Origin of the sequence: Nonomuraea sp. NPDC050556, assembly GCF_044457355.1 — a bacterium.
GTDB lineage: Bacteria > Actinomycetota > Actinomycetes > Streptosporangiales > Streptosporangiaceae > Nonomuraea.
The window spans coordinates 207217-225074 of the sequence record NZ_JBITGU010000007.1 but is presented as its reverse complement, the minus strand read 5'-3'; the positions used below and the strand labels follow the sequence as shown (position 1 = coordinate 225074).

17 protein-coding genes are annotated in these 17858 nt (G+C 71.0%); 8 read left to right on the top strand and 9 right to left on the bottom strand.

Annotation, left to right across the window (positions count from 1 at the left end):
• Positions 1-335: 335 nt before the first annotated feature.
• The 3 genes from ACIBG8_RS51305 (at position 336) to ACIBG8_RS51295 (ending at position 2969) form a co-directional block, all read left to right on the top strand.
• Positions 336-1085: a GntR family transcriptional regulator gene (locus ACIBG8_RS51305; protein ID WP_397350694.1), complete on the top strand. Its 750-nt coding sequence runs from the start codon at positions 336-338 to the stop codon at positions 1083-1085.
• A gap of 198 nt (positions 1086-1283) precedes the next feature.
• Complete coding sequence (locus ACIBG8_RS51300; RefSeq protein WP_397350693.1) at positions 1284-1892, top strand: GNAT family N-acetyltransferase; 609 nt, start codon at positions 1284-1286, stop codon at positions 1890-1892.
• Positions 1893-2294: 402 nt separating this feature from the next.
• On the top strand, positions 2295-2969 hold the full coding sequence (locus tag ACIBG8_RS51295; RefSeq protein WP_397350692.1) for a copper homeostasis protein CutC: 675 nt from the start codon (positions 2295-2297) through the stop codon (positions 2967-2969).
• On the opposite strand, the gene ACIBG8_RS51290 is transcribed toward ACIBG8_RS51295, so the two are convergent.
• Together ACIBG8_RS51290 and ACIBG8_RS51285 are read right to left on the bottom strand one after the other, a co-directional pair.
• The gene (locus ACIBG8_RS51290; protein WP_397350691.1) at positions 2966-3349 is read right to left on the bottom strand and encodes a VOC family protein; all 384 of its coding nucleotides are present in this window, start codon (positions 3347-3349) and stop codon (positions 2966-2968) included. The genes ACIBG8_RS51295 and ACIBG8_RS51290 overlap by 4 nt on opposite strands.
• 5 nt (positions 3350-3354) lie before the next feature.
• Complete coding sequence (locus tag ACIBG8_RS51285; RefSeq protein ID WP_397350690.1) at positions 3355-4491, bottom strand: DUF6986 family protein; 1137 nt, start codon at positions 4489-4491, stop codon at positions 3355-3357.
• Positions 4492-4538: 47 nt separating this feature from the next.
• Here ACIBG8_RS51285 and ACIBG8_RS51280 point away from each other — a divergent pair, with 47 nt between their 5' ends.
• Positions 4539-5417, top strand: coding sequence for a CPBP family intramembrane glutamic endopeptidase (locus ACIBG8_RS51280; protein ID WP_397350689.1), 879 nt, complete (start codon positions 4539-4541; stop codon positions 5415-5417).
• Here ACIBG8_RS51280 and ACIBG8_RS51275 read toward each other — a convergent pair.
• A complete protein-coding gene (locus ACIBG8_RS51275) occupies positions 5355-6341 on the bottom strand; it encodes a helix-turn-helix transcriptional regulator (RefSeq protein WP_397350688.1) in 987 nt (328 codons plus the stop codon). The genes ACIBG8_RS51280 and ACIBG8_RS51275 overlap by 63 nt on opposite strands.
• A gap of 53 nt (positions 6342-6394) precedes the next feature.
• Between ACIBG8_RS51275 and ACIBG8_RS51270 the strand changes: the two genes are divergently transcribed.
• Positions 6395-7210 (top strand): NAD(P)H-binding protein, encoded by an 816-nt coding sequence (locus ACIBG8_RS51270; protein ID WP_397350687.1) that lies wholly within the window; start codon positions 6395-6397, stop codon positions 7208-7210.
• Here ACIBG8_RS51270 and ACIBG8_RS51265 read toward each other — a convergent pair.
• Positions 7207-8682 carry an amidohydrolase family protein gene (locus tag ACIBG8_RS51265; protein WP_397350686.1) on the bottom strand — a complete coding sequence of 492 codons (1476 nt, stop codon included), beginning with the start codon at positions 8680-8682 and terminating at the stop codon, positions 7207-7209. The genes ACIBG8_RS51270 and ACIBG8_RS51265 overlap by 4 nt on opposite strands.
• Positions 8683-8837: 155 nt before the next feature.
• Between ACIBG8_RS51265 and ACIBG8_RS51260 the strand changes: the two genes are divergently transcribed.
• Complete coding sequence (locus tag ACIBG8_RS51260; RefSeq protein WP_397350685.1) at positions 8838-10655, top strand: penicillin acylase family protein; 1818 nt, start codon at positions 8838-8840, stop codon at positions 10653-10655.
• Here the strand turns inward: ACIBG8_RS51260 and ACIBG8_RS51255 are convergent.
• The 4 genes from ACIBG8_RS51255 to ACIBG8_RS51240 are packed head-to-tail and all read right to left on the bottom strand — an operon-like array spanning position 10652 to position 15557.
• On the bottom strand, positions 10652-11944 hold the full coding sequence (locus ACIBG8_RS51255; RefSeq protein ID WP_397350683.1) for an FAD-dependent oxidoreductase: 1293 nt from the start codon (positions 11942-11944) through the stop codon (positions 10652-10654). The two genes, ACIBG8_RS51260 and ACIBG8_RS51255, sit on opposite strands and share 4 nt — an antisense overlap.
• 29 nt (positions 11945-11973) lie before the next feature.
• Positions 11974-13506 (bottom strand): AMP-binding protein, encoded by a 1533-nt coding sequence (locus ACIBG8_RS51250; RefSeq protein ID WP_397350682.1) that lies wholly within the window; start codon positions 13504-13506, stop codon positions 11974-11976.
• 6 nt (positions 13507-13512) lie between these two features.
• Positions 13513-14511: a hypothetical protein gene (locus ACIBG8_RS51245; protein ID WP_397350681.1), complete on the bottom strand. Its 999-nt coding sequence runs from the start codon at positions 14509-14511 to the stop codon at positions 13513-13515.
• Positions 14511-15557, bottom strand: coding sequence for an LLM class flavin-dependent oxidoreductase (locus ACIBG8_RS51240; RefSeq protein WP_397350680.1), 1047 nt, complete (start codon positions 15555-15557; stop codon positions 14511-14513). Before ACIBG8_RS51240 ends, ACIBG8_RS51245 begins: the two co-directional genes overlap by 1 nt.
• A gap of 211 nt (positions 15558-15768) precedes the next feature.
• Here ACIBG8_RS51240 and ACIBG8_RS51235 point away from each other — a divergent pair, with 211 nt between their 5' ends.
• Positions 15769-16224, top strand: a complete 456-nt coding sequence (locus ACIBG8_RS51235) for a hypothetical protein (protein ID WP_397350679.1) — start codon at positions 15769-15771, stop codon at positions 16222-16224.
• Here the strand turns inward: ACIBG8_RS51235 and ACIBG8_RS51230 are convergent.
• Positions 16183-17109 (bottom strand): acyl-CoA dehydrogenase family protein, encoded by a 927-nt coding sequence (locus ACIBG8_RS51230; protein WP_397350678.1) that lies wholly within the window; start codon positions 17107-17109, stop codon positions 16183-16185. The two genes, ACIBG8_RS51235 and ACIBG8_RS51230, sit on opposite strands and share 42 nt — an antisense overlap.
• Before the next feature lie 85 nt (positions 17110-17194).
• Here ACIBG8_RS51230 and ACIBG8_RS51225 point away from each other — a divergent pair, with 85 nt between their 5' ends.
• Positions 17195-17833: a hypothetical protein gene (locus tag ACIBG8_RS51225; RefSeq protein ID WP_397350677.1), complete on the top strand. Its 639-nt coding sequence runs from the start codon at positions 17195-17197 to the stop codon at positions 17831-17833.
• Positions 17834-17858 lie beyond the last annotated feature (25 nt).

Below are 17858 nucleotides of genomic sequence, written 5' to 3'. Positions count from 1 at the left end.
CTCATTCCACATGAAAGATCCGTCTTTGCACCACACAGTCAACTCAGTCAACACCGATAGCACGGACATGCCGTTCCCATTGCTCTGGTAGGTGTGGGTGAACCCCTGGCGGTGCAACGCGTAACGCAGTAAACGTGTTGCCTCGCGGGGGTCGTGCCAGGGCAGGTAGCTTCGCAAGCTCGCTTGCTCTGCCAACACCGGCCGTCACCCCCTCACCGGCCTTTCGATGGATTTGTACCAACGAATGGATGATGCGGCTGTCAAGGCGGTCAGGTCAAGGGGTTGTGGCTTGCTAGAACCAGATCGTCTAAATTGTTGGAACAAAAGGGGTGAAAGTGGCAAGGTCGTCGCTGTATCAGCAGGTGGCTTCGGAGTTGCGAAGGGCCATCTACTCTGGCGACCTCGGCCCGGGGGCGCAACTGCCCACCGAGGCCGACCTCATGCAGGTCCACGGCGTCAGTCGCAACACCATCCGCCTCGCCCTCGGCGCCCTCGTCAACGAAGGGCTGATCACCAGGGCGCCCAAGCGCGGCACCATCGTCAGGGACCGCAGGCCGTTGCTGATCTATCCCCAGCGCGAGCTGGAGCCCCAGCCGACCGGCGAGATGCGTGAGGCCTTCGCGTTCGCGGTGACCCAGGAGGGCCGCGAGTTCAGCCAGAACATCGAGATCAGCATCGTCAACCCCGTCGAGGAGATCGCCAGCCGTCTGGAGCTGGCCGAGGGGGAGGAGGCCGTCGTGCGCAGGCGCCTGCGCTTCGTGGACGGCCAGCCGTACAACACCAACGACTCCTACTTTCCCCGTTGGCTCGTCGGCAACTCGGAGATCGCCAGGCCGGGCGACATCAACCGAGGTGCGAACCGGGTACTCGAGGAGCTGGGACACGCGCAGGTGCGCGTGGTGGACGACATCTGGGCGCGTATGCCCACGCAGGCGGAGGCCGAGCGGCTGCAGCTCGAGCTCGGGACGCCAGTTGTCGTGTATGTCCGGGTTGGATACGACGGCGGCGACACGCCGGTACGTGTCGCGCTGTCGGTATTTCCCGCTGACAAGCATCTGATCAGATACGAGCTCGGTCGCCGCTGACCATCGTGTACGGCCGGCTCTGTGGGGGGTGATCCCGCCGGCCTGTGCGCGGTGTGAGCCCATGTGCCGCGCCCCGCCTTTGCGTGTGATTCGTGCATACTCCCCCAAATCAAGATTTATTGCCATAAATGCCGTATGCCATCGAGTGGGCACGGAGTGTGTTCACTCGAACACCCACCGCAACGAAAGGGTTCAGTCATGCACTCCAACACCCTCCTTCACCCGCTCACCCTGCGCCGAGCCGAGCCCGCCGACCTGCGCGGCGTGCTCACCCTTCTCGCCGACACCGCTGACTGGCTCCTCTCCCAGGGGGTACGGCAGTGGCCGCGCGGAGGGTTCGGCGCCGAGCGGATCTCGCCCCTCATCGCGTCCGGGGTCCTGTACGTGCTGGACGACGAGCTGCGTTACCTCGACGCAGGGGACGGCGCGCCGCCGGTGGCGACGATGGCGCTCGACCGGGCGGCGGACGCGGAGTTCTGGACCGCGCAGGACGCGCCCGGGGACGCGCTCTACGTGCACAAACTCGCCGTGGCGCGGCCGTGGTCCGGGGCGGGGCTGGGGGACGCGCTGCTCGACTGGGCGGGCTTCGCCGTACGGGATGCCGGGTTGTCGTGGTTGCGGCTGGACTGCGCCAAGGCGAACCCGCGGTTGCAGGGGTATTACCGGAGCCGGGGGTTCCGTCATGTGCGGACGGTCGATCTGCCGCATCGGGCGTCCGGGGCGTTGTTTCAGCGTCCTGCGGGGGTTCGTACGGGGGTGTCGGAGGTGTTCCGCGACCTGACGGTGCCTGAGCTGGTCGGCGCCTGACCCAATCGTCGTACGGCGCGGCCCGGGTGCGCCTACCCTCCAGGGGACGCTCCCTTCGACCCGCTGAACCCCTCAAACCCCTACCCCCCACCCCTATACGAAGATCGACGATCACCACGGCCCCGATCCCTCTCCATCAGCCCTGGAGAGCGGACCCTGGAGGGACGGCGCGGCCCGGGTTCCCGGGCGCGGGTGCCCCTCGGGGCGACTCGGAATCAGGCGGTCCCGGAGATCCGAGGGTGGGGGCTCGGGGTTCGGGGTGGTCTCGGAGAGCCGAGGCCAACGAGCCCGGTGGTTCAGGGTGGGGTCGAGGGGGTGGGAAGCCCTTGGAGGGCGGGTCCACCTGGCTATGTGGGCCCTTCCCACCCGGAAGGGGGCAGAGTAGGCGATAACCTCTCCTGCATGACGGGTTCTCTTCTTGAGGTGATCGCGCTGGACGTGCGCGATGCGGTAGCCGCTGAACAAGGTGGCGCGGACCGCCTCGAGGTCGTGGCCGACATGTCGGCAGACGGTCTGTCCCCGTCCCCAGAAACGGTCGCCGCCATCGCCGCCGCCTGCCCGCTCCCGCAGATGGTCATGCTCCGCACCGAGGCCAACTTCAGCGCCGCCACCCTCGACCGCCTGCGCGAAAGTGTCAAGGAGCTGTCAGAAGCGGGCGCCGCCGGTTTCGTGTTCGGCTTCCTCGACGCCGACGGCGTCGTCGACCTGGCCGCCACCGAGGCGATGATCCACGCCGCCTCGCCGCTCCCGTGGACGTTCCACCGCGCCGTCGACCACGCCGCCGACATCCAGGCGTCCTGGCGCGCGGTCCGCCTGCTGCCGAACCTGGCCACTGTCCTCACCGCGGGCGCGCCGTCCGGCGTGGGCGACGGCCTGCAGGTGCTCAAGGCCAGGGCCGAGGCGGGCGACGCGTCGCTCATCCTGGCGGGTGGCGGGCTCAAGCCCGAGCTGGTCCCGCCGCTGCTCGACTACGGCATCCGCGCGTTCCATGTCGGCTCGGCCGTACGGGAAACCTGGCACGAGCCCGTCGAGGCCCGCCTGGTCAGGAAGTGGCGCGCCCTGGTGGACAGGGACTAGTCCCAGCGCTGGGCGTTGCCGTCGTGCAGCGTGCCCGGCGGCTGGGGCAGCACGCAGAACGGCAGGCCGGCGGGATCCCGCATGACCCACCACTGGCGCACCATCCCCACCCGAGTGGCCCCCAGCGCCTCCAACCGGGCGACCTCCGCCTCCAGGTCGTCGGTGTGGATGTCGAGGTGGACCCGCGGCGAGCCCTCGTCGAGCCGCTGGAGCAGCAGCGCGAACCCGCCGTGCGGCGCCCGCGACCCGTGGTATTCCTCCTGCCCGGCGAACTCCGGCAGCTCCCACCCGGTGGCCCCCCGCCAGAAGGCCAGCTCGGCGGGGTGGTCGGCCTCCGGCACGTCGATGACGGCCTTGTAAACGCGGCTGTAGTGGGCCATGCCGATCAGCCTAGGGCGTGATCGGCCCGGCGGAGAGCTGCGGCCAATGTCTTGATCGTGGCGGGTTCGTCCATCACGCCGCCGCCCGCCTCGCGCTGCTGCTCCCAGGCGCTGACCCGGTCCGCGTACGCGTCGTATCGGGCCAGGTGGAAGGCGTAGACGGTGGCGTAGCGGCTCACCAGGTGCGAGGGGTGCATGTCCCACCCCTGGTAGAAGCCGTGCGCGAGCGAGTGCCTGACCAGCTCGGCGTGCCTGCGCCACAACGCGTGCACGTCCTCCGTGCGCGAGGAGGCGGGCGAGGCGGCCAGCGAGCCGTCCGACAGCTCCACGCCGGTCCCGGCGAACGACGTCTGCATCACGTGCCTGGCGTGGTCGCACGCGGGGTGGTCGAGGCGCTGCTCGTGCGGCGGCAGCCCGATCGCCGCTGTGTAGTCGAACACGCCGAAGTGCGCCGCGGCGAGGCGCGGCTCGCTGGCCAGGTGCGGCCCGAGGAAGAGCACGGTCTGCGGCGCCTCCACCTGGATCTCGAAGCGCAACGACACCCCGAGCGCCTTCTCCAGCTGCGACAGAACGCCCACGAACTGCCCGAGGTAGTCCTCCATCAACACCTTGGGAAAAGTCACGACAAATCCGGGGGGCACCTCGCCCAGCGCGGTGAGGAACCCGTCCAGCGTGCGGACCGAGCGCGACACGTCGCCGTCCGCGAAGGACTTGACCCGCAACCCCCACCGGCGCGGCAGCCGCCCGTCCCGGTGCAACGAGGCGACCGCGGCAGCGGCGTCCAGGACGTGCCCGTCCTCAGCGGCGGGCCGTACCCCATAACCGTCCTCGAAGTCGACGCGCAGGTCCTCGACCGGCTCGGCGGCCAGCTTGGCCAGCACCCGCCGGTGCACCTCCCCGGCCAGCGGGAGGGGCACGTCGAAGACCTCGGCCAGTACGGCGGGAGCCGCCAGATGCGCCCCGGCCAGCTCCAGCGCCTCGGCCCCCCACGCGCCGACGGTTGCGGCGGAGAACCGGTCGGCCGGCACGTACACGGTGTGCACCGGCTGCCAGTCGGGCACGGCGGCGGGATAACGCTCCTGCTGCAGGCGGTAGGTCTCGTCGAAGCCGGCGACGGGCTGTTCCCCGATGGTGACACGCATGCCCATACTCCTACTACACGCCCCCCGGTGGGCTAATCTCCGGGGCTGTGACGGACAACCCCCTCTTCACTCTGGCCAGGTCGGGCAAGCGGCAGACGCATCCGGCGCTGGCCGTGCTCATCGTGATCGCCGCGCTGCTGTTCGGCGAGCTCATCGGCGGAGGCCTGGGCTCGCTGGTGCCCATGCCAGAAGGTCCCGCGTGGGCGCTGCTGTTCCAGCTGGTCTTCGGCTTCGCCCCGGTCGCCTTCCTCATGTGGGTGTGGGTGCGCGGGTTCGAGGGGCGCGGCTGGCGCACGTTCGGCTTCACCGGCGAGCGCGCCGGGCTGCGCGCCTCGCGCGGCTTCCTGACCGGCCTGCTCTCCTTCTCGGTGGTGGTCGGGATCCTGGCGGTGCTCGGCTTCACGCTGCGCGAGGAGGTGCCGCAAGGGCTGGCGGCCGTGGGCCCGGCGCTGCTGGTGCTGGTCGGCTGGATCGTGCAGGGCTCGACGGAGGAGATCGTGACCCGCGGCTACCTCCTGCCCGTGACCGGCGCCCGCTGGGGCGCTCCGGCGGGCGTGGCGGTGTCAGCCGGGCTGTTCGCTGTGCTTCACCTGCTCAACCCGGGCATCACCGTCCTCAGCGTCGTCAACCTGGTGCTGGTGGGCGTGCTGCTGGCGCTCTACGCGCTCTACGAGGGCGCGCTGTGGGGCGCCTGCCTGTGGCACGCCGCGTGGAACTGGGCGCAGGGCAGCGTGTTCGGCCTGGAGGTCAGCGGGCTGAAGACCGGCATGCTGGCCGTACTCGACCTCAAGGAGGACGGTCCTGACGTCGTCACGGGCGGCCTGTTCGGCCCCGAGGGCGGCCTGGCGACCACGCTGACCCTCTCACTGGGCATCGCGGTGATCTTCCTGGCCGCCCGGCGCAAGGGGTCCTGGGGCCGCGGCTAGGCGCGCGCCCATCGTGGCCAGCGCGTCCAGCAGCTCGGGCGGGCCGTCGACGCTGAAGGGCGCGTCCAGCCCGAGCACGTAGAGAGCGAGCTTGTACGGAGTGTCCGCACCGGCATGCACCACGCAGGTCTCCTCGTCGACCGCCTCCACCAGCACCGAACCGGGCACCCGCGCCGTGATCGCCGCCGCGGGCGCGCGCACCGTGACGGCCGCCCGGTAGCGCATCAGCGCCGTGTCCACGCCGCGCGGCACCAGGTCGTCCGGCGGTGCGGGGCGCGGGGTGAACCGGGCACCGTACGGCGTGCGCAGGGTGAGCCGGTCGAGCCTGAACGTGCGCCAGCCCTCGCGCGCCAGATCCCACCCGACGAGGTACCACCGCCGCCCGGTGTGCGCCAGCCGGTACGGCTCGACCTCGCGCTCGGCCTCGGACCCGTCGTGCGTCCGGTAGTCGAACCGCACCCGCCGCAGGTCGCGGCAGGCGCCCGCGAGCGCCACGAGGAGATCGCCGGGAACGGTCGTCCTGGCCCCCGACCCGATGTGGGTGGTGAAGGAGTGCAGCGCGGAGACCTGGTGGCGCAGTCGCGACGGCAGGACCTGCTCCAGCTTGGCCAGCGCCCGCACCGAGCTCTCCTCGATCCCGGCCACCGACCCGCCGGCCGCGGTCCGCAGGCTGACCGCCACCGCGACGGCCTCCTCGTCGTCGAGCAGCAGCGGCGGCAGCTTGGCCCCGGCGCCCAGCCGGTACCCGCCGGCGACCCCGGAGACGGCGTGCACGGGATAGCCGAGGTTACGCAGCTTGTCGACGTCGTAGCGGACCGTGCGCGGGCTGACCTCCAGGCGGTCGGCGAGCTCGGGCCCGCCCCACTCGGTGCGGCTCTGCAGCAGCGACAGCAGGCGCAGCAGACGCGCCGAGGTTTCCAGCATGTCATCCATTATCGCGGCAAGTAGCTTGCCGCAATGGATGGGATGGTTTCTCCATGAAGATCCTGGTTACCGGTGCTACCGGAAATGTCGGCCGTCACGTCGTCGCGCAGCTCACGGGCCACGAGGTCCGGGTCATGGTCCGCTCCGAGGCGGCCTTCCCTGAGGGGATCGAGGTCGTCCGTGGCGATCTCGGCCAGCCGGAGACGCTGCCGGAGGCGCTCGCCGGGGTCGACGCGGTGTTCCTGTTCGCCGTGCCGGGCTCCGGTCCCGCCTTCGTGGCCGCCGCCGAGGCGGCCGGGGTGTCGCGGGTGGTGTTCCTGTCGTCGAACGCGGCGGCGAACCCGGACAACGCGATCGGCGCCTACCACCACGAGATCGAGGAGGCGCTGCGCGGATCGGGGCTGTTCTGGACGTTCCTGCGCTCCGGCCACATGGCGACCAACGCGCTGCCCTGGGCCGCGCAGACCCGCGCCGGCGACGTCGTGCGCGGGCCGTACGCCGAGGCCACGAGCGCGCCCGTGCACGAGGCGGACATGGCCGCCGTCGCGGTGCTCGCGCTCACCGAGCCCGGCCACGAGGGCCAGATCTACGAGGTGACCGGGCCTGAGTCGATCACCGCCGCCCAGCAGGTGGAGCTCATCGGGCAGGCGCTGGGCCGCCCGATCAGCTACCAGGAGCTCCCGCCCGAGGTGGCCAGGGAGCAGATGAGCAAGTTCATCCCGCCCTTCATCATCGGGCCGCTGTTCGACGGCTGGGCCGCCTCCGTGGGCGTGCCCGCGAAGGTCACGCCCACGGTCGAGAAGCTCACCGGCCGCCCGGCCCGCACGTTCGCCGAGTGGGCGCGTGACCGCGCGGCCGACTTCTCCTAGCGGGGCTCGCCCCGCAGGGGGCGGCCCGGGTACGCGTCCTCCACCAGCGCGCCGTCGCGCACCACCGCGGTGCCGCCGACGAACAGGTGCCTGACGCCCACCGAGGGGCGGACCGGGTCGAGGTAGGTCGCCGCGTCGGTGATCGCCGCCGGGTCCAGGACGACGAGGTCGGCGTCGGCGCCCACCCCCAGGTGCCCCTTGGCGCGGGCGCCGGGCGCGACCTCGTCCAGCACCCGAGCGGGCAGGTAGGAGCAGCGGCGGAACGCCTCCAGCCAGGTCCAGGCGCCGGTCTCGCGCACCATCCGGCGGAGCGACCTGGCGAACGTCCCCGCGGTGCGCGGGTGCGTCCCGGCGCCGGGCGGCAGCGGCCACCGCCGGGTGTCGCGCATGCCGTCGCGCCACAGCAGCGGCATGGCGTCGGAGGCCACGATCGCGTCGGGGAAGGCCAGCGCCCGGTCGAGCAGCTCCAGGTCGGCCGGGTTGTTCTCGTCCAGGAACTCCACGATGCACTCGGCGCCCGGGTCGGTGCTCCGTACCTCCTTGAGCCGGGCCATGTCGGTGATGCGCTCGCCCGTCTCGACCAGCACCAGGTCGGACGGCTTCAGCCCCCACACGTGCAGCCGCTCGGGGGCGAGGAAGAACGCGCCGATGCCCGTGCTGCCCGCGCCGTACGGGTAGGCCTCGACGGTGACCCGGGAGCCCGCAGCGCGGGCCTTGTCGAGGGTGGCGAGCACGCGGTCGACGTGGCGGCGCGAGGTGCTGTTGACGTGGCAGTGGTGCATCGTGGCGCCGGTCTCCGCCGCCAGGATCGCGATCTCCTCGGAGCCGTCCACCGGCGTCGTCGGGTCGGCCTCGACCAGCTCGCGCACGTGGGTGAACGTCGGCGCGCCGGCCGTCGCGGCCAGCTTGGCGACGGCGAGGAACTCGGCCGGGTCGGTGCGCGGCGCGTAGCCCATGAGGATGCCGATGCCCAGCGCGCCCGCCTCCAGCTCGCGCTCCAGCAGGTAGAGCCAGACGGCGAGCTCCTGCGGGGTGGAGGTGCGCTGCCAGTCCGGGTTGCCGAGCAGGGTCAGGCCGCTCTCCAGGGTGGCGTCGGGCTCGACGCCGAGCAGCGCCTGGGCGCGGGCGGCACCCCAGGAGGCGGAGAAGCCGAAGTTGAGCGGGCGGCCGTCGCGGGCGGCCTCGGCGTAGGCGCGCTCGATGGGCATGAGCCCGGCTTCGAGGTCGAGGGCGGTGGTGACGCCGTCCATCGCCTGCAGCCGCTGGCCGGCGATCGTGTGCACGTGGCTGTGCAGGTCGACGAAGCCGGGGCCGACGAGCAGGCCGCGCACGTCGACGACGGTGACGTCGTCGCCCGCGGCCAGATCGGGGCCGACCGCCGCGACGGCGCCGCCGTCGACCAGCACGTCGGCCACGCCGTCGAACCCGGTTCCCGGGTCCACCACCCGTCCACCACGCAGCAGGATTCGCATGGGACGATCCTGTCAAACGCCCGCTTCTCCGCACTTGGGCGTGCAGAACGACAATTCACCCAGACTTTGGTAGCGGGCTCCTAGGAGTCGCGGCCCTCCCAGGCTCCTCAGGCCGGACGATGTGCCGCGCCAGGACGCGCACGAGCATGGAGTTCATGACGATCTCCCTGGTGTTGTCCCTGGTGGCGGCGGTTCTCACCCCGCTGCAGCCGCCCGTGGCGACGCTCCGCTACACCGCCTACGGCATACCGCACATCACCGCGCGCACGCTGGAGGGCGCGACCTACGGGCAGGGGTACGCGCAGGCGCGCGACAACCTGTGCCTCATGGCCGAGACGTACCTGACGGCCAGGGGCGAGCGCTCGCGCTACTTCGGCGCGGACAATCCGCCCACGCCCGGGTTCGGCGCGGGCTCGCCCACCAACGCGGCGTCCGACCGGTTCGTGCGCGACCATCCGGCCCCGCCGTACGGACCGTGGCCGGAGGTACGGCAGGCAGCGCGCGGTTTCGCCGCCGGATACAACGCCTACCTGCGCCGGGCGAAGGCGCCCGCGTGCAAGGGCGCCCGCCCGATCACCGAGCAGGACATCTTCCGCACCGCCTACTACACCGCCTACCTGATCACCGGCGAGCAGGCCGTGGCGGCCGCCACCGGCACGGGCAGCAACGCGATCGCGGTCAGCGGCAGGAAGACGCGCGACGGCGGCGGCGCGCTGCTCGGCGCGCCGCACCTGGGCTGGGCGGGCCAGACCCGCTTCTGGCAGTCGCAGCTCACCGTGCCAGGACAGCTCGACGTCTCGGGGGCCACCCTGATCGGCCTCCCGCTCGTCCTCATCGGCCACAACGCCGACGTCGCCTGGTCGCACACCATCTCGACGGCCCGGCCGTTCGTCCTGGCAGGCAAGAAGATCGTCAGCGCGACGGACGGCAACCTGCGGCTGCTCAACACCATGTACGGCTTCGCCAGGAGCAGGAGCACCGCCGACGTCCTCAAGACGTTGCGCACCACCCAGGCCAGTCCTGGCAACACCATCGCGGCCGACCGGGCGGGGTCGACCCTCTACGCCGACATCCAGGGCGTGCCCAACTTCCCCGACAGGTGCGTCACCGGCCCGCTGACCGTGGACCCGGCCTGCCGGCCGGGCACCGACAAGGACAGCCTGATGCCCGGCACGGTCGGCCCGGCCCGCCTGCCGGTGCTCACCGGCGCCGACTACGTCTTCAACGCCAACGACAGCCACTGGCTCACCAACCTCGACCGCCCGCTCACCGGCTTCCCCAAGCTGACCGGCGACGGCGCCACCGAGCGCAGCCTGCGTACCAGGGCCGGGCTGCTCGCCCTGACCGCGACGGGCACGCTCGCGCCGGGCGACCTGTGGCGGCTGAACCAGTCGAGCCGCTCGCACGCGGCCGACCTGGCCCTGGACGCCCTGCTGAAGAAATGCGCGTGCAAGGAGCTGCGCGCCTGGGACCGTACCTTCGAGACGTCCAGCAGGGGTGCGTTGCTCTTCAGCCGCTACTGGCAGGAGGCGGCGAAGAACTGGCGCGTGCCCTTCGACCCGGCCGACCCCCTGAACACCCCGCGCGACCCGGCGCCCGACCTGCGCGCGCTGGCCAGGGCGGAGAAATGGATGAAGGCGCGCGGCATCCCGCTCGACGCCAGGCTGGGCGACTGGCAGCGTACGGCGGGCATCCCGGTCCCCGGCGGCGGCCTGGACGACGGGCTGAGCGTGCTGGAGACCGAGTGGCGCGACGGCCACTTCGAGCCCGTGGGCGGCAACACCTTCATGCAGGAGGTGTCCTTCGGCCGCGGACCCTGCCCCACCGTGCGCACGCTGCTCACCTACGGCCAGGCGGCCGACCCGGCCTCGCCGCACCACCTCGACCAGACCCGCCTGTACGCCAAGGGCGGCTGGGTGCAGCCCTCCCTGTGCGCGGGCGCGCCCGTGGTGGAGACGGTCGAACTGCGTTAGGAACGGAAGGCGGACAACATCGCGTCCAGGCCGACGAGCTTCACCCTGGCGCCCCTGCCGAGCGAGGAGGCCAGGTCGGCCTCCGCCTTCTCGATGGCCAGCCAGTCGTCGTAGGTGATCGGCGTGACGCCGCGCCGGGCGAGCAGGTCGTCGATGGACGCCTGCCCGCCGGACGGCTGGTCGGCGAGCAGCGTCCGCACGGTCTCTGCGGCGTCGGACTTGTTGGTGCCGATCACGCCGGTCGGCCCGCGCTTGAGCCAGCCGGCCACGTACTCACGGTCGCGGACCTTGCCCGCCTCGTTGGGCACGGTCATCGTGCGCTCGGAGAACGGCACGCCGGGCAGCGCCACGCTCTGGTAGCCGACCGAGCGCAACACCATGCCGACCGGCAGCGTCTCGAACTCGCCCGTCCCGACCACGCGGCCGTCGTCGTCGAGCCGGGTGCGCTCCAGCTTGATGCCCTCCACCCGGTCGGTGCCGAGGATCTCCACGGGCCGCAGCCAGAACCGCACGTCCAGGCGGCGCGGGCGGCCGACGGGCGGCTTGGCGGCCCACGACTGCAGCACGTCGATGTTGCCCTTGATCTGGCGCGGGAAGTCGGCGCCGAGGACCACGGCCTCCTCCGGGCGCACGCACACGTCGGCGTTGGCCAGCTCGCCCAGCTCGCGCAGCTCCTTCAGGGTGAACTTGGCGTGCTCGGGGCCGCGCCTGCCGATCATGTGGATGGCCTTGACCTGGCTGTCCGCGAGCCGTTCGAGCACGTCGTGCGGCACGTCGGTGGAGCTCAGCTCCTCGGCCGTCTTGGCCAGCACGCGCACCACGTCGACGGCGACGTTGCCGACGCCGATCACCGCGACCTCGGGGCTGTCCAGGACGAACCGGTCGGGGGAGACGTCGGGGTGGCCGCAGTACCAGTTGACGAAGTCGGTGGCGGCGACGCTGCCCGGCAGGTCCTCGCCTGGGATGCCCATGCGGCGGTCGACCATCGCGCCCGTGCAGTAGACGACCGCGTCGTAGCAGCTCAGCAGGTCTTCCACGGACAGGTGCTCGCCCAGGGTGACGCCGCCGAGAAAGCGGACCTGGGGGAGTTCGAGGACGCGCTGGAGGTAGTTGGCGATCGACTTGATCGAGGTGTGGTCGGGGGCGACGCCGTACCTGACCAGACCGTACGGCGTGGGCAGGCGCTCGAGGACGTCGACCTCCACCGGGCCTGGAGACTGTTTGACCAGCGCCTCGGCCGTGTAGATGCCAGCAGGACCCGATCCGACGACCGCCACGCGCAAGCTCACAGTGGGCCTCCTCTGCTGGCGATTCTGTCTTAGGAGAGGTCGGTCCCACCAGATGCGGCGCGCAGCGCGAGCTTGTCGATCTTGCCGTTGGCGTTGACGGGAAGCGCGTCGACCACGACGATCCGGCGCGGGACCTTGTAGTTGGACATGTTCTGCTTCGCCCAGTTTGTGAGGGTGTCGGGTGAGACGTTGACGCCCAGTCGCGGCACCACGTAGGCCAGCCCGACCTCGCCGGACGCCGCGTCGGGGACGCCGATCACGGCCGCCTGGGCGAGCGAACCCTCGCGCAGGAGCATCGCCTCCACCTCGGCGGGGGAGACGTTGAAGCCGTTGACGATGAACAGCTCCTTCTTCCGATCCACAATGCTGATATTTCCGGAACTGTCGGCTACGCCGATGTCGCCGGTGTGTAACCACCCGTCCGCGTCGATCGCCTCGGCGGTCTTGTCCGGCTCGTCCCAGTAGCCGCGCATCACCCCATAGCCGCGCTGCAGGATCTCCCCGCGCTCGCCGGACGCCACCTCCTTGCCGTCGTCGTCGACGATCTTCACCTCGATGCCGGGGACCGGCCTGCCCGCCGTACCCGCGATCACCTCGACCGGGTCCTCGGCCCGGGTCATGGTGACGACGGTGCCCTCCATCAGGCCGTAGGCGTTGATCATGCGGTCGAGGCCGACCCGGTCGAGCAGCCGGACGATCAGCTCGTCGGGCACGGCCGCCGCCCCGCAGATGGCGATCCGCAGCGACGAGACGTCCCAGTCGGCCCTGTCCAGCTCGTCGAGCAGCCGGTAGAAGAGCGTCGGCGGCCCGGCCAGGATCGCGATCCGCCCCGACGCGATGAGCGTCATCAGCCCGTCCGGGGAGAACACCTTGACCGGCATCATCGTCGCCCGCCGCATGATCGAGGCGATCAGCCCGGCGTTCAGCCCGAACCCGTGCGAGAACGGCGCGATCACCGGATAGCGGTCGCCCTCCTCGAGGGTGACGATCTCCGCCCAGTCCCAGTAGCCGCGCAGGATCTGCGCGTGGTCGAGCATCACGCCCTTCGGCGTCCCCGTGGTGCCGGAGGTGGACATGATCTCCATCAGGTCGTCCGGCCGTACGGCCAGCGCCCGCTCCTCGGCCTCCTCCCGCGAGACGTGCGCGACCATCGGGCTGGTGACCACGTGGCGCAGGCACTTCACGTGCGGGAGCAGGGCGGCCAGCGTCGTCCCCGGCGGGCTCGCGCCGACGAGCAGCACCTCGGCGCCCGTCTTGGCGATCATCTCGGCCGCTTCGAGCCCCTTGTACCGCGACGACAGCGGCACGATGACCGCTCCCGCGTCCCAGATGCCGCACGCCTGGACCACCCAGGAGGCGTCGTTCACCCCCCACAGCGCCACCCGGTCGCCCGGCCGTACGCCCAGGGCGATCAGCCCGCGCGCGACGGCCGACGCGCGCTCGCGCAGGTCGAGCATGGTCAGCGTGGTGTCACCCTCGACGACCACCGGCACGTCCGGGTGACGGGCCGCCTGGTCACGCAACATCCGGGGGAAGGTCCCCCAGTCAGGCATCTGCTCCATGTGACCTCACTCGATCAGCGCGCGGTCCCTTCCCAGGTGGTGGCCGCGCAGGTCGTTGACCACGCCGGGACGGGGCGTCTCCGAGACCTCCTGCGCCACCTCCACGCCGACGGTGATCGGCGTCAGCCCCTGGAGCGCCTGGCCGATGCGCGCCTTCCACATCGGGTTCCGCACCAGGCTCTCCCTGCTGAAGGTGACGGTGAGCACGGCGGCGTCGAGCGTGCCCTGCCTGCTGAGGGTCAGCTCCCAGCCGGACACCCCGTCGATCTTCGACAGCGCCTTCTCGATGCGCGGCAGCGAGAGCCAGACGCCGCGCACGAGCACGTGGTCGCCGACCGTGTGCCGGGGGGCGTGCAGGTCCGTCGACACCTGTCCGGTACGGAGCACCGCGTCGTCACGCACGATGACCAGCTCGCCCCTGCCGCCTTCGAGGAACTCGTCCTTCTGTATTGCGGCGAGCCTTAGTGTTTGTGTGGATGTGAGCGGGTCGTCCTCTTTCGCGTGCCAGGCCAGGGCGGCGCCGGTGAACGGGTCGGCGTAGACCTCGGTGACCTTGGCCTCGAACTCGTTGGCCAGGTGGGACATCGTGCGCTTCGTGGCGATCTCGCCGGTGAGGACGAGGTGGCGCAGGCCGAGATCGAGCGGGTCGAGCAGGAACTCCAGGTGCAGCCTGGCGAGGAAGTCCATGGCGCCGGTCGGGGTCGCCACCAGGGTCGTCGCCTTGACCGTGGTCAGGGCGTGGTGGAGGCGCAGGCGTCCGCGCGGTCCCACCGAGGCGGCCGCCTGGGCGACGTCGGCCGCCGCCCTCGCCCAGAGGGCGCCGGCGGGTTCGGCCAGCGCCACGACCACCCGGTCGCGCTCGCCGACCCCGGCCTTCGTGAGCGCGTCGGCCGTGTGGTCCGTACCAACAGGGACGACGGAGGACGCGTCGGGTGAGATCGCGAGCAGGCCGGTTGCCGTGCGTCCGGCCGCGCCCAGGTCGTCTCGGGTGAGCCAGCGGGTCACTACTTCATCACCTCGGTCATGAACAGGCGCATCGAGTCGCAGACCAGGTCGTGGGCGAGCCCGCCCACCTGGGCCTGCAGGATCAGGTCCGTCGCGCCCGCCTCCGCTATGCGGGCGACGGCCTTGCGCGAGCCCTCCACGTCGTCGACCACGACCATGAGGTGCTCGCGCAGCGTGGCCATGGCCTCCTCGGGCGGCATTCCTGCGGCGAGCTGGCCGAGGACGCGGTGGGTGGCGTGGCGGGCGTCGTAGTAGTCGGGCGGGGTGACGAGGTTGACCTGGCGGCGTATGTACCAGAGCACCGCGTCGGCGGCCTCGTCCCTCGCCTGGCCGACGTACCAGGGGATCATCAACGCGATCCTGCGGCTGTCGGGGTCGAAGCCGTTCTTCTCCAGCTCTTCACGATATTTCGCGATGTCTTCGGCAACGTCGTCTATGCCCTTGAGCATGGTCATGCCGAGCAGGTTGTAGCCGTGCTTGGCCGCGGCCAGGTAGCCCTCCAGGCTCGTCGAGGCCACCCACACCGGGGGGTGGGGCTCCTGGACCGGGCGGGGATAGACGGCCACGTCCGGGACCTCGAAGAACTCGCTCGACCTGGTGACGGGCTCGCCGTCCGCCTTCCAGATGGCGAGCGTGGCCTCCAGGCACTCCTCCCAGATCTGGCGGGACTTCTCGAACGGGCGCTGGAAGGCCTGGTACTCCAGGGGTGAGGCGCCGCGTCCCGTGCCGAACTCCACCCTGCCGTTGCTGAGGACGTCCAGCGTGGCGACCCGCTCCGCCGTACGGATGGGGGACTGGAAGGGGAGCAGCACCACGCCGAGGCCGAGGTGGATGTTCTCGGTGCGCTGGGAGATCGCGGAGAGCACCAGGTCGGGGGCGGAGGAGTGGGAGAAGCCGCGGGTGAAGTGGTGTTCGACGAACCAGGCGGTGTCGAAGCCCAGCTGATCACCTAGGACGACCTGGTTGATCACGTTCTGGAACGCCTGTTGCTCGACCTCGCGGGAGCGCCCGCGGACCTCCAGCTCGTATCCCAGGCTGATCCGCATGCACGCCTCCCGTAGTGAACCAAGCGCTCGCTTGGGTCAGAACTATACAGCAACCCCGCCGCCACGGGGAGGCCACCTTTGGTCCAACGCCTTGGAGGGGGTGGGGGCTATTGCGGTTGAGGGGGTCTGGCGATCAGAGTGGTTGATCGTGAGCGCGGAGAAGCGGCGAAAGCAGGGGCTGAGACGGCAGAAAGATGGCACGCTCCCAGACATGAGGGGATTGCGCCGGGCGTCCAAGCCTCAGGACACCGAGGTGTCACTGGCCAGCGCGCGCCGGTTCGAGGCTTTTGGCAGGGTCATGGCCGCTCTGGCGACAGAAGCGGAGTTCATCGAGTCCTGCCGCGACCTGACCTGGTGGCGTGGGTCCGACCACAGCTGGCACATCGAGTGGCGAGAGGGCCCCTACGCGGCCGAAGTCGCCGACTTACTGTCCGCCCAGGTATGCGACCCCGGCTTCGAGGGGTCGCTCGTCACCGCCGCAGGCCCGGCCACACCGGGCTCCGCCGTACTCGACGTGATGGGCGTGCGGTTCGAGCTGCGCGCCGTCGACCCGATGGGGCGCGAGCGGGCGCAGGCCAAACCGGTGCTCTGGCGCCTGTCCGGCATGCTCGACACGTCCGGCGGTTCAGGCGTGCGCCGCCCGTGGGAGGAACTGCTCGGCGGCTAGCCGCCGCCGGTGCTCGTACGGCGTGCCGAGGAGTTGCGCGTCCGATGTGGCGCGTTTGAGGTAGCGGTGGGCGTCATGCTCCCAGGTGATGCCGATGCCTCCGTGTACCTGGATGTTCTCCCTGGAGGCCGTGAGATAGGCCTCGGTGCAGTACGAACCGGCGAGCGCGGGGTCCTCGTGCGCGCCCATCGCGGCGGAATGCGCGGATTCGACGAGAACAAGCAGATCCGCGAGCTTGTGCTTGATGGCCTGGAATGAGCCGATCGGCTGCCCGAACTGCCGGCGCACCTTGGCGTACTCCACCGCCATCTCCAGGCACCGCCGCGCGCCACCCGCCTGCTCGGCCGCCAGCGCGGCGATCCCGCGATCGCGCACCCGCTCCCACTTTTGCCCCGGCCCGAGGATCCGCGCGGGCGCGCCGTCGAAGACGAGTTCGGTCAGGGGACGGCTGGCGTCCATGGTGTCGTACGGCAGGCGCGCGCTCGGCTCCGCCTCCAGCAGCAGGTCCGCGGTATAGACGAGCACCAGTTCGCCCTCCAGCGCGTACGGCACGCGGCCGTTCAGCCTTTTACCGTCATACGTCAGGCCGTCCTGCGGGAAGACGACGGTCGCCGTGCGCTCGCCCTCCGCCAGCTCCGTGAGGAGCCTCCCTGGGTCGTCGGCTCCGGCGAGGGCCTCGACTGCCAGCACCGCCGTCTGCAGGTAGGGGAGGGGCGACAACGCACGGCCGAGTTCCATGGAGATGACGGCGGACTCGGCGGGTCCGAAACCGGCTCCGCCGTACCGCTCGGGGGCGGGCACGCCCAGCTCCTGCGCGAAGGAACGCCACGAAGCGCCCGGACGGGCGGCCAGATACGAGCGGACGGTGTCGCGCAGGAGATCCATGCCGTGACTTTACCAAGCGATTGCTTGCTGACTTAGGGTTGACCGAAATTTACATTTCCTGTAAGTCCACATACTCTGGCATGGGATGGAAAAGACGGTTATTGACTATGCCGACTTCGCCGAATACGACCGGCGACAGCGCGGCATCCAGCGTCACATGCTGGCGGCGTTCCTCGGGGGACTGGCCGTCGGCCTCCTCGGCATGCTCCTGACCCGCTGGAGTTTCGTCGGCGAGTTCTACGACCCGTACGCATACCTCGCACTGGCCATCGCGGTCGGCGCCACCGCGAGCGGTTTCGGCTGGGCGCTGCTGACGACGTTCCTCGCCGCCGTGTCCACGCTGGTGGCCGCCATGGGCGGAAGCGCCCTGCAGGGCGAGTTCGACTTCGACGCCATCGGCGGCAGCCCCATCGGGCTGAACGTGCTGCTCGTCCTCCTCGTCGCGCTCGGCCTGCTCGCCTACGTGACCAGGCGCGCCGACGGCTGGGGCGACCTGGCCGCAGGGGCGATCTCCGGGGTGCTGCTGTCCGACGTCATCGACCGGGCCACGCCCGGTTTCGTCGACTCCCAGGTGGCCTTCTGGCCCGCGCCCGCGCTGGTGATCGGCGCGCTGTCGGTGGGTCTCGTCCTCCTTCTGAGGCGGAGTACGGCGGGCCGCCTGCGGGCCGGCGGGGTCGCGCTGATCCTCGCCGGGGTGTTCGCCCTCGGCGTCCTCACCGGATAAGCGCACGACCCCACTTCCCCGAGTC